Annotated in this window: 5 protein-coding genes and 1 pseudogene; 2 read left to right on the top strand and 4 right to left on the bottom strand. The window is 42.3% G+C overall.

Annotated features, from left to right (window positions below; translation table 11 throughout):
• Positions 1-63: 63 nt before the first annotated feature.
• From M2132_RS09645 to M2132_RS09630, 4 genes and pseudogenes are all read right to left on the bottom strand, one after another.
• Positions 64-915, bottom strand: coding sequence for an NAD(P)-dependent oxidoreductase (locus tag M2132_RS09645; protein ID WP_280673164.1), 852 nt, complete (start codon positions 913-915; stop codon positions 64-66).
• A gap of 135 nt (positions 916-1050) precedes the next feature.
• Positions 1051-1164: pseudogene (locus tag M2132_RS09640) on the bottom strand (DNA-binding response regulator); the annotation flags it as partial.
• A gap of 363 nt (positions 1165-1527) precedes the next feature.
• Positions 1528-4773 carry a S41 family peptidase gene (locus M2132_RS09635; RefSeq protein WP_280673165.1) on the bottom strand — a complete coding sequence of 1082 codons (3246 nt, stop codon included), beginning with the start codon at positions 4771-4773 and terminating at the stop codon, positions 1528-1530.
• 202 nt (positions 4774-4975) lie between these two features.
• On the bottom strand, positions 4976-6817 hold the full coding sequence (locus M2132_RS09630) for a DEAD/DEAH box helicase (protein WP_280673166.1): 1842 nt from the start codon (positions 6815-6817) through the stop codon (positions 4976-4978).
• A gap of 424 nt (positions 6818-7241) precedes the next feature.
• Between M2132_RS09630 and M2132_RS09625 the strand changes: the two genes are divergently transcribed.
• Together M2132_RS09625 and M2132_RS09620 are read left to right on the top strand one after the other, a co-directional pair.
• Positions 7242-8987, top strand: coding sequence for a helix-turn-helix domain-containing protein (locus tag M2132_RS09625; protein ID WP_280673167.1), 1746 nt, complete (start codon positions 7242-7244; stop codon positions 8985-8987).
• 189 nt (positions 8988-9176) lie between these two features.
• Positions 9177-12269, top strand: a complete 3093-nt coding sequence (locus tag M2132_RS09620; protein ID WP_280673168.1) for a T9SS type A sorting domain-containing protein — start codon at positions 9177-9179, stop codon at positions 12267-12269.
• Positions 12270-12508: the final 239 nt, after the last annotated feature.

The raw sequence follows: 12508 nt of genomic DNA, 5'->3' as shown, positions 1-12508 counted from the left end.
ATTTAAGAAAGAGTTGGCCGTGAGGCCGGCTCTTTTTTTATTTCGGAAAAGAAAGTCCTGTATTTATAAGGCTTTTATTACTGCCATCAGATCATCGTCAGCTAAGCCATTTTCGGAAGCTTTAGCGTATATTTTTTCCATAACATCTGCCGTGGGAGTGTCTAATCCGGCATCCTGAGCCAAGCGGATATCCTTGAGCATATACTTCAGCGGAAAAGCGGCAGGAAAGTTGTTTTTCAGTACCGAAGGCGTTTTCATTACCGACATGGGGCTACCGCATGCACTTTGATTCACTATCAGCATCATTGTTTCGCGGTCTATTCCGTGTTTTTCGGCAAAGAGAACGGTTTCGGCCAAACCTTCAACAACGACCGACATGTAGTAATTTATAGCAAGTTTAGCTTTAGAACCTTGCCCCACCTCGCCCAGTAGGAGCGATAGTTTGCCCATAGGCTCAAAGAAAGGGGTAACCCGGTCGTAATCGGCACTTCGGCCTCCAACCAAAATGAGGAGAGTGCCATCGGTTGCAGGCTTCACGCTACCCGATACCGGAGCGTCCAGATATTGGGCTCCAAACTCACGGCATTGCACGCCCAATGTACAGGCCAATTGTGGAGATATTGTACTCATGTTGACAAACAATTTGCCTTCCACACCGTGTTTAAAAAGATTGCTGAAAACACTTTCCACTGCCTTATCGTCCGATATCATGAGGAAAATTATATCGGCATTTTCGTTCAGTTCCCTAACCGATTCATAGACCCTTGCTCCGGCATCGGCCAAAGGCTTGGCTTTGTCTGCCGAGCGATTGTAGACCGAAACGAAATATCCTTCTTTAAGCAAATTTAAGGCCATAGGAGCACCCATATTGCCTAACCCTATCCACCCGATGCGGTTTGATGTTGTATTATTCATAACTGTTATCTTTCTTATTGAATTTTTAATTCTACAAATATAACAAAAAGGGTATTGTTTTGTTGAGAAAGAAAGGTGGCAAAATATAGGTTCGGGTTTATTATCGGATTTCTGCCGGTAAAATACAGGGGAGACTTATTTGCTTATCAGTTTCTTGTACACAATGGTATTCAGTAGTTCTTCGCGGCGGTATTTTGATATGGGTAATTCTTTTCCGTTTACAAACAAACGCCCTCCCGAAATGGAGTCTCGATTAGTGTTTTTTTGAGTTCTATATTCTCCTGAAAGAACCGCACTCCGCAAATACAGATATTCATAAGTAACCCTGCCGAGATAGGGACAAGATGCATATATGGAGGAACATCCATATAAAAATAAGAAGACAACGGGAAAACGCCTCGCTGCTCAAGATACGCAAACAAATAGAAGTAAAGCACAAAGATAACCCCAATAAGAAAGGACAGGATTAAAAACTGAAAAGAAAAAATAAGTATCTTCTTTTCTTTCATAGCTCTCTGGAGCAGGTTTTCGCTACAAGTTCTGAAAAATGCAGAAAACCGCTGTATTGTCAATACAACGGTTTTCTTGTTTTTTTATTTCTTATGGTTGTTGCTATTTTAGCAATTCCCTGACAGCTCTTTCCAGTTGCATGTCACGTCCCTGCAATACAGAAGCGGGATCGTTATAAACCTCTATATCAGGTTGTAGCTCTTGATTTTCCAGATATTGCCCACGCATATCTTTGACTGCTACTTGTGGAATCCCGAAAACGATGGTAGGGTCTATCTGGTTTTCCCACCAAACGGCGGTCATGGTTCCGGGAACGGGAGTTCCTATCAGTTTTCCTATTCCAAGTTCTTTGTATAACCACGGGAAGCCATGTGCATTAGAGTAATTGTCTTCGCAAACCAAAACGGCCGAAGGTTTCAGCCATTTGTTGAAAGGATCGCTACCTATATATTGCCCGCGAGGTTCGAAGCGTTGGTATTCTTTACCGCTCAAGAGTGTAACAAGATCATCGTGCAACCACCCTCCGCCATTATGACGGGTGTCTACAATTACTGCTTCTTTATTGCGACTACGGCCTAAGAGTTCGGAATACACTTCGCGGAAGCTGTTACTATCCATTCCTTTTACATGAACGTATCCGATGCGTCCACCCGAAAGTTTGTCTACCATCTGTCGGCGTTGTTCAATCCAGCGTTTATACAACAGGTTGCTTTGTTCACCGTAAGAAATTGGTTTCACCCATTCTTCTTGTTCCTTGCCCGACGCTGAGGTTTTGAATGCAAGCAACACTTTTTTTCCGGCTTTGCCTGCCAGAAGCGGATAATAGTCTTTGCCTTTTTCGATAGGTTGCCCGTCTATTTTTGTGATGATTGTACCCTCGGTTATTTTAGTTTTGGCAACAGTTAGTGGCCCTTGGCCTATTATCTCTTTTATTTTGATTCCGTCGCCATCATACTCATTGTCGAAGAAAGCTCCCAAAGAGGCTGTTGGCATCGTTGAACCGGAGGCAAAATAACGGGCACCCGTGTGCGAGCCGTTTAGTTCGCCCAACAGTTCGGACAGCATCTCGGCAAAATCGAAATTATTGTTGATATGCGGTAAAAACCGTTCGTAAGTTACCCTATATTTATCCCAGTCGGCACCGTGTAAATCTGTTACATAGAATTTATCTTTCACTTGTTTCCAAGCATGTTCAAAAATATAGCTGCGTTCTGCTTCGGGTTGATATTCAAACTGGGCGTTTATTTTTATTGGGGTTGTAGTTCCTTTGTCTATATCAACCTTTTTTAGCTGCCCACCGCTCAATAGCAGGAAGTTTTTCTCGTCTTTGTCTGTAAGCAACCTTCCTGATCCGGTGGCTTTAGCCAGAATTTTAGACGATCTGTCTTTCAGGTCGTACACCCATAGGTCGTAATCTTTTTCAAAGCGTGTCAGATAATAAAGCTTATCGCCTTTCTTATTCAAGAAAGCATCGGCTAAGGAAGAAGAGTTCGGCGTAAGGCGGATAACCCAATCACGCCTGTTTTCAAGATCGAACTTCAGTGGGGCTATTTCTTTTTTCTTATCGGTGCTGTCTTTGTCGTTTTTTTTATCTTTTTCCTTGTTCTTATCGTCTTTCTTGCCTTTGCTATCTTCTTTATCTTTCTTTTCCGAGGCTTCGAGCAAAGCCAGTTCTTCTTTGCTCATGCGGAATTTATCGTAAGCTTCCCTGTCGAAAAACATGATGTAAGCATCATTGTATGCCCCCCAGCTACCATGACTACGATATCCGGCACGGTCTGAAAACCACAGCATGGCTTTTCCATCCTGTACAAATCGGGGATTGCCATCAGAATATCCACTTTCGGTCAGGTTTGTTACCTCACCACTGCCATCGGCTTTAACAAGAGCTATGTCTACATTATTCCATCCGCCAACACCAATGTATTCGGTTAATATCCATTTGCCATCGGGCGACCATCGGAACCATTGGTCTCCGTCGGCATAAGAGTAATTAAATTTGCCGTCCAGCACGGTTCGTATCTTTTTACTCTTGATGTTTAAAACCCGGATTGTGGTACGGTCTTCAAGGTATGCTACTTCCTTTCCATCGGGCGAATATAGGGGTTGGAACGAAGCTTTTTCCGAATTTGTGAGTTGTTCTTCCTTAAACTCCTGGGCATAAACGAACGATTTGTCGTCTTTCCGGGTGAGGGAAGTCTGGTAGATATTCCAAAGCCCGTTGCGTTCCGAAGCGTAAAGCAGCGATCTGCCATCGGGGCAGAAGCTGACGTTACGTTCCTGATCGGGGGTGTTTGTAATGCGGCGGGTTGTTCCGTATTCGACCGAGGCCACGAAAATATCGCCGCGAATGATGAATGCTACTTCCTTTCCATCGGGCGAAACTTCCATTTCACGAGCCCCGCTTGTGAAGTTAATATTACGGAGTTTATTTTCTTGATTGTCTGTAACAATCTGAATGTTTACTTTCTGGGGCTGTGCGCCCTCTTTCAGTGTGTATATCTGGCCATCGTAAGCAAAACAAAGAATGTTCTGGTTGCTTGCGGTAAGGAATCGTACGGGATTGTCGCTGAAATTTGTCAGTTTTGTTGCCGTCGACGAGTTTAACCCGCGTTTATATACATTGAACGAACCTTCTTGTTCGCTTAGGTAATAAAAGCCCTTTCCATCGGTAGCCCACACCGGATTGCGGTCTTCACCTCTGAAGGTTGTCAGTTTAGTGTATTTTTTACTGCCTGTAAGGTCGTGTATCCAGATATCGCGGGCGATTGACGACTGATGATGTTTGCGCCAAGGGTCTTCGTATCCCTTTTGGTCGTGATAAAGGATTTGCGAGCCTGTGGGGTTGAACGATATGTTTTCCATAGCCAACGATGAAAACAACGTTGGTCGCCCCCCTTCTACGCTTACCTCGTATATCTGGGGATATGTTCCCGACGGAAATTCTCCGTCCATAACATCGGGGATGATACTTGCCGAAAACAGAACGTGCGTAGCATCTCGGAATACAACAGGATATTCGGCTACCGAATTTGTTGTTAACCGGCGGGGAACGCCACCTTCGGCCGAAACGATAAATACATCGAAGCTGCCTTCCCGGTTGGACGAAAAAGCGATACTTTGCCCGTCGGGCGACCATACAGGGCGCGTATCGTGAGCCGGATGTGTGGTCAGTTGTGTGGCTCGTCCACCAGTAACCGGAACTTTATAGATATCGCCTTTGTAACAAAATGCTATCTGCCCTCCATCGGGCGATATAGCGCAGTAGCGCAACCATAAGGGAGGGTTTTGTGCTTTCAATCCTACTATACAAAAAAGAAAAGCGGCAATCAAGAAGATCTTTCTCATAATTGTTAAATCTAAATTTTTTACCTCAAATATACAGATTAACGGTTTAGATAACAAAAAGAAAAAGATATTATTGATAAACGATTTACTGCTTCGATAAGTCAGAGCAACAAGTTGATAGGTAAGCTAAAAACGAAAGAGCAACTCCTTTTATGTTTAAGGAACTGCTCTTATTGGTTATATTTTTCGGTCTAAACCCTTATCAGGAGAATTTTGGTTTACGTCCTTTGCGGTGTTCTTTTTTTGCATAATCGCCGTTGCGGTTGTAACTGCCTTTGGAAGAAGCTTCGCGACGTTTGTTAAAGCCTCCGTCACGGTCTCCGCCATACGAACGGCGTTCGCGACGGTCTCCTCCGCCACCGCCATAGTTACGTTGGCCACCGCCTGCGCCTTCTTGTGCAATCTCGACCGATATGACACGCCCGTTATTTTCCTGTCCGTTCAGCGAACGCAAAATTGATGATGCTGACTCTTCGGGAACTTCAAAGAACGAAAAATTGCGTAACAAATCAATACGACCCACACGTACTTTTCCGGGTACGAAATCGTTAATCAGCCCCATAAGTGTGGCAGGGTTCACATTGTCGGTACGCCCAATGTTGATAAACAGGCGCGAATAGCCTTTTTCGGCAGTACGTCCTTGGCGTCCGCCTTCGGCACGTTCCTCACGGCGGCTGCTACGCGACGATTTCCCGTCGCGAGATGATGCCCTGTCGGCAGGCGATTCTATCTCCTGCGCATCGCGGTAATAGTCGATAAGACGATTAAATTCGAGCGAGATTACACGCTTGATGATATCTTCTTTTTCCAACCATTCCAATTTGCGGTAGATCGAGGGTAAAAGGTTTTCTATCTCTTCTTCGTTTACCTTTACTTTTTCTATACGGTCTACAAGATTGAAAAGCTGTTTCTCGCAAATAGCTTTACCCGAAGGTATTGTTCCTTGTTCAAACTTCTTGTTTATGATTTTCTCAATCTCACGCATTTTGCCTTTTTCCTTTACGTGAGTGATGGCTATCGACGTACCTGTTTTTCCGGCACGTCCTGTACGCCCGCTACGGTGTGTGTACGACTCTATATCGTCGGGCAAACCGTAGTTTATGACGTGTGTAAGGCTGTCAACATCCAAGCCCCGTGCCGCAACATCGGTTGCAACAAGTAGCTGGAGGTTACGGATGCGGAATTTTTGCATCACATAGTCGCGCTGCGCCTGCGAAAGGTCGCCGTGTAGTGAATCGGCATTGTAGCCGTCTTGAATAAGCTTGTCGGCTATTTCCTGTGTTTCGCGGCGTGTACGGCAAAATATAATTCCGTAGATGCTGGGATAATAGTCGGCAATGCGTTTCAGAGCAAGGTATTTATCGCGGGCATGAACCATGTAGTAAATATGCTTCACATTGCTTGAGCCCTCGTTTTTCCGCCCGATGGTGATTTCCTTGGGCGATTCCATGTATTTACGGGTTATTTTGGCTATTTCTTTGGGCATGGTTGCCGAGAAAAGCATCATGGAACGGTTTTCGGGTACTTTTGCCAGAATCTCGTCTATGCTTTCCGAGAAGCCCATGTTGAGCATTTCGTCGGCCTCGTCGAGAATCACGTATTTCACGTTTGCCAAATCAACAACCCGGCGATTGATAAGGTCGATAAGCCGTCCGGGAGTGGCAACGATTATTTGCACGCCCCGTTTCAACGATTTTATCTGACTTTCGATGCTCGACCCACCGTAAACGGGCAGCACACGCAGATTATTGATGTATTTTGAGTAATCGGCCAAATCGCCGGCAATTTGCAAACAAAGTTCGCGTGTTGGGGCAAGGATAAGCGCCTGCGGAACATTGTTCTTTACTTCTATTTTTTGCAGTACGGGCAACCCGAAGGCTGCGGTTTTTCCGGTTCCGGTTTGTGCCAGTGCGATAACGTCACGTATTTCGTCCAGCAAATAAGGGATTACTTCTTCCTGTACGGGCATCGGATTTTCATAACCCAATTCTTCTATTGCCCGGAGGATTTCCGGGGCAACACCTAATTCTTCAAATGTTTTCATTAAAAATGTTTTGTGGTTCTTGGAGCAATCATTTTTTCTCTTTTGCCCCCACAAAACGACTGTAAAAATAAGAGAGGAAAAACGATTATTCTCGTAATATCTATTTCAATCTCAGAACAAAGCAAAACCGCCCATCTGTCTGAAACAGGCTGCAAAGGTAGTTGTTTTTTTGCATATTCTGCTCCAATAAATCAATTTAATTGATGCGAAAGATGGTAAAATATTGTTTTTGCTGACTTTACTGCCTATTAAAAAACTACCGGATGGAATAAAAATTATTTCGCTCTGTGCTGACACAAATATGTAAATTAACTAAAAAATATAGGTTTTTGAACATCTATTACCTCAAAACCTTCCGATGTGTTCGTCAAATCAATAATTAATTGATTATCTTTACCGAGATAAAGAAAGGTTAACAACCGAAATGTTGAGAAGAATTCTACTATACCTCTTTGTTTTTATACTGTTTTGGGCTCCTGTTCAGAATGGCTATTCGTCTATTTCGTATAAAGAAATAATGGCTTTATCGCCCGATGAATTGCTATCGAAAGGGAACGGATACTCAGATAAAAACTTTATGGATACAGCCCTGATTTACTACATAATCTTATCGGGCAAATATGATTCGGAACTGAACGCGGCCGATATGCGTTCCGTGGTTCAAGGTTTTGTTAAGGCCGGCGATATTTATTATAACCAAGGTAGTTATCACCGGGCATTAGAACTTTACGCGCAAGGTTTCCGCATTTGCGAATTGAACAGCATCAATGATTTTCTTCCGGAGCTTTACAAAAACATGGGCAATATATACAACCTGTTTTTAGACTTCGACCGCGGGAGGGATTATTACTATAAGGGATTGAGGCTTGCCCGTAAGCAAGGCGATGTTGTGACAGAGGGTAAGCTCCTGAACAACCTGATTGGCGTAAGTTGCTATGTAGGCGAAGTGCAAAAAGCCAAAGAATATTATAAACAGGTAACAAGCATTGATCAACTAAAGAACGATGCTATTCAGGTGTATTTCAATACATTGGATTTAGGGTATATTTATGGCTTAGAGGCAAAGCCCGATTCGGCTATCATATGCTATAAAAACGCCTTGGATTATGCCCTCCGGATGAAGTTAGACCCAAGATATGTCTCTACTTCGTCGTCGGAATTGGCTCTTCGCTACGAAGAAATAGAGGAAAACGACCTTGCCTTGCAATACCACCTTTTCAGCAACAAAATAATTAAGGAGAATAACCTTATCGAATTGTTGGCCAATAACCTGAAAAGCCTTTCTATTGTGTACAAAAAGAAGGGCGATCAAGAAAAAGCCCTTTATTATGGCAATCAGCACCTTGCCGTATCAGATTCGGTTTTCAACACAAGAGAATTCCATAGGGTGAAAAACTCCCAGATGCTTTATGAGATGGACAAAGTGAATCAGGAGATGGATTCCTTGAATATGGCCAAAGAAAAAAGCGACACCAGAGTGAAGATACAAGGGCGGATATTGCTTATTATCTCGGCCGGACTACTGTTGTTTATCATCTTGTTGATAGCTGTATCTGTACAAAAGAAAAAACTACAGAACGCATACCTCGACTTATTTGAACGGAACAATGAGATAATAAAATCGGACAAGGCTAATAGGAAAATTCGTTTAGAATACGAAAAACGGCTGAAAGAAGAAAGAGAGCGTTATTTTGTCCTGAAAAACGAAGTGGGACTGCTTGGACATGATATAGACAGCCGCGAAATGGCACTTGAGCAGGGAGACGATGAACTGATAGACAACTCGAAAATCAATAAATTTACCGACGAACAAAAAGAAAAACTGGTTTCGGATATAAACAATGTTATGGAAAATACACTCGAATTCTGTGACAGTGAGTTTAGTCTTAACCGGTTGGCTTCTTTAATCGGGTCTAATTCGAAGTATGTTTCGCAAATCATCAACGAGGTTTTCAATAAAAACTTCAGAGCATATATCAATGAATACCGGATAAAACAGGCATGTCTCCGATTGATGAATACAGATGAGTATGGCAATTACACAATTAAGGCTATTGCCGAAAGCGTAGGTTATAAGTCACATACAAATTTCATTCTTATTTTTAAGAAAATAACAGGAATTAATCCCTCCACTTATCAGAAGATAGCGAGGAAACAAATTAAAGAATAATAAATGTATTTTGTTGTTTTTAGGTTATTGCGGATAGAATAATAGTTAATTCAAGAATTCATAATTACTCAATTAGCGTTCAATAAACTTATTTACTACTTTGCATAGCGAATTATGTGATTTTTTCGCGACGAATATTATTTAAAGTTTTAATTATCAATATTTTTAATTTAAAAAAGTGCTTAAAAGATGAGAAAATTATCTACTTTCTTGTTGTTGTTGGCTGTATTTTCGTATACAGTTAACGGGCAAGGCTCTTTTACTTCATTTAAAAGTGCGGTGAATGGCATTGCCAAAACACAGGTCGCAAAGATTTCTCCCGATGGTACACAAGTAACAGGGACGGCTTTCGACGAATATGGTACCAGTAAACACATGTTTACTTGGACGTTGGAGGATGGTATCAAAGAATGGGATGCCAATAACGTAAATGAAATGGGAGAAGGCTCAAAGGGTTATGCTATTACAAATACAGGTTTTGTGTTAGGTGCAGCTCCTAATCCCAGTATTTTAGCTTATGCTGATGCGGAATATGCCAATGGCGATTCTGTTTTTGCAAAAGTAATAACAGCCGCAGCGGCTAACGCGGAAGAATGGGAATTCCTGCCTACCACTGCCGATAGAAAAAACGGAGGTTATGCTTATGGGCTTGGAGACCATGCTTATGCTATAAGTAATGTAAATAACGGTATTGCGACAGCTGTGGGTTCTGTTTTGAAAAACGGCATGTACACCTCGCCTATACCTGTATTTTGGGAAGTTTACCCCAACGAAGGAATGATTTATAATCCTAATCCTTTCACTATACCATCTCAATACACCAATGGAGCAGCAACAGCAATTGGCCGTAATGGTGCTATTATAGGCGGTTGGGTAGGAACAAATACCATGTCTGTGCCAGCATTGTGGGCTTGGTATCAACCTGTAGAGATAGTGGGTGCAAAAGGTTTAGGTAAAGTAAACGGGGTTAGTTATAACGCGGCTTATGCGGTAATGGACTTGGATAGCAAAGGAGCTTTGTATGATATAGCAAACAAAGTCTTGATTTATCTGCAAACTGAACATAACACCGGCGGATGTTTTCCTTTGGCGGTATCAGACAACGGCATTGTGGTAGGTCACATAGGAGGTGCTATTGAACAGGGTGCGCAAACACCTAAAACGGCATTTATCTATACCGAAAAAATGGGGTTGAAAAAACTGGCTGATTACTTAGATGAAGCCGGAATAACATATTCAGGTAATCTTGAGTCTGTTACAAGTATTTCGGCCGATGGCACTAAACTTGTAGGTTACGGTGATGAAAATAGTTTCTATATTGAAATACCTGCCATAACAGAAGGTGCATATCCTGCACGTGGCATCAGCCTTGAAAACAAAAAATATGGTGAAGTTATAGTTAACTGGACTGCTGGTGCAGCCGATCGCTCGAGCATCCGTACAGGTTACAATATTTACCATAACGGAACATTTTTGGCAACAGCCGCCAGCGATGCAACATCTTATACTCATACAAGTGTAGTAGATGGTGAACACGAATATTATGTAACAGCAGTTTATGGTGAAACAGAATCGAGACCTACCGCCACTGCATCTGTAATGATGGCTAAAGGAGAATTTCCATTTTTTGACGCTTTTGAAAATTACAGCACTGGCGGTTATATGACGACTCCAAGAGAATATCTGTCTAAAGGTGGTTGGGATGTATCTGTAAATACAGTGCCAACAATTGATGATAGTTGGATTTCGGGTACTGGCGGTCTAAGGGGAAATACCGCATTTTTCATGACTCCTAGCACCGGCGATTACAACGAATATATGGCTTCTCCATACCTTGATATGAGTAATGCCGAAGATGCATGGTTGCGCTTCAACTTCTGGATTTATGGAGGAAGCGCAGAAGAATTCGTAGCTGTTGAAGCATTCGACGGCGAAGAATGGGTGGCAATAGATACCATCGCTTGTATTAATACAAATATGGAATATATACCTTATAAGATGGAATTGACCGAACAACTTGCAGGAAACGCCAATGCTCGCTTCCGTTTCGTTGCCTTTGGCAATGCGGCAGCAACAGGGGGTGGAACAAACATAAAAATTGATAACGTGGATCTTTATGATACAGCAAACATGTTCCCTGAAGACCCTGTTTCTGCCATAAGTGCTACTCAATGGAAAAATGAAAACGATGGAAGTGAAGTTGTTTACATCAACTGGGCAGACCCTAATGGTTATGCACGCTTACGTTATCTGACTCCTATATTGACACAATGGACAGCCGGAAAAATAGGAAACGACGGGGCTCCGTTTATCGCAGCCAATATGTATCCTGCCGAAGACCTTGCGATATACGATGGTTATAAACTGACTTCTATTTCGTTCATGCCTACAACATCGGCTACTACTGCCAAGGTATCCGCGACATACAAATGGTTTGTATCGCAAGGTGGCGAAAGATTGTTCAGCGCGGATGTTACCGGCGACCTTGCTGATCTGGAATATACAACAATAGAGCTTGATGAGCCAATTGACATCGATGTTAACAAACCATTGTATTATGGTGTAGAAGTTGTATCTCATGGTATGGACGACCTTCCTATCGCCACTTCGGATGTATATGCTATGGAACCGGATGTAGACCCTGTAACAGGAATACCAACAGGTATGATGTGGAATGTTTCGTACAACGTTGCCGACGGAAGAGGTAATATATTCTCAGAAGACGGTGGTAAAACATGGGAAAAAGTAGGTTCTTTCATGGGAGATGGTGGAACAGAAGTATATCAAATATTCAACATCCATGCCGAAATAATGAAAGATCCTACCGTAGAGCCAAAAGACCGTATCTTGGGGTATTCTATTTACCGTAATGGAGAGGATATTTATCATGAAGTGTTTGAGGAAAACAGAGAACTTGTTAAGTTGACTACATTTATCGATACTAAACCATTGGTAGACCAAGAGGCTACTTACGAAGTTAAAGTTGAATACTTCAGTCAAGAATCTTCTGAAGCGAAAGAGGTTAAGATAACATTTACACCTAATAGCATTGAAAACGTAGACGCAAACGGTTTCATCACCGTTACACCTACTCTTGCCGTAAACTATGTAAACATAGAAGGCGAGTTTGTTAAAGCGACAATGTATGATGTTAACGGAAAAGTTGTAGCCGAAACATCAAACAACCAGATAAGCGTAGGCAGCCTACCAGCCGGCACTTATATCGTGAAAGTAAGCACATCGAAAGGTGAAGTAACGAAAAAGATTATTGTTAAAAAATAATCAAGTAGTAGAATTTTCTTATAGATAAAAAAGCAGGTTGTCTCCATGGTGGGACGGCCTGTTTTTATTTTATAGCGATACAAAGTGAAGTACGACCTTTTAGTTGAAATAAAACTAAAAAAAGGGGTTCCACTATGAATTTCATTAATAATGCGAATCAGTATTTAAAAAATTAGATAAATAAAAGCGATGGCAATTTTGCCCATCGTATGTATGAGTAGTCCGGCAGTGGACCTTAC

This window comes from Dysgonomonas sp. PH5-45, assembly GCF_029893235.1.
In the GTDB taxonomy this organism is placed as follows: Bacteria; Bacteroidota; Bacteroidia; order Bacteroidales; family Dysgonomonadaceae; genus UBA1309.
The sequence above is the reverse complement of the archived record's forward strand: the minus strand, read 5'-3'. Positions and strand labels throughout refer to the sequence as shown.

What these genes read in the sequence shown, in the direction of transcription:
- M2132_RS09620 (WP_280673168.1), top strand. Translation starts at nt 9,177, where the DNA reads ATGAGAAAATTATCTACTTTCTTGTTGTTGTTGGCTGTATTTTCGTAT.
- M2132_RS09630 (WP_280673166.1), bottom strand. Translation starts at nt 6,817, where the DNA reads ATGAAAACATTTGAAGAATTAGGTGTTGCCCCGGAAATCCTCCGGGCA.
- M2132_RS09645 (WP_280673164.1), bottom strand. Translation starts at nt 915, where the DNA reads ATGAATAATACAACATCAAACCGCATCGGGTGGATAGGGTTAGGCAAT.
- M2132_RS09635 (WP_280673165.1), bottom strand. Translation starts at nt 4,773, where the DNA reads ATGAGAAAGATCTTCTTGATTGCCGCTTTTCTTTTTTGTATAGTAGGA.
- M2132_RS09625 (WP_280673167.1), top strand. Translation starts at nt 7,242, where the DNA reads ATGTTGAGAAGAATTCTACTATACCTCTTTGTTTTTATACTGTTTTGG.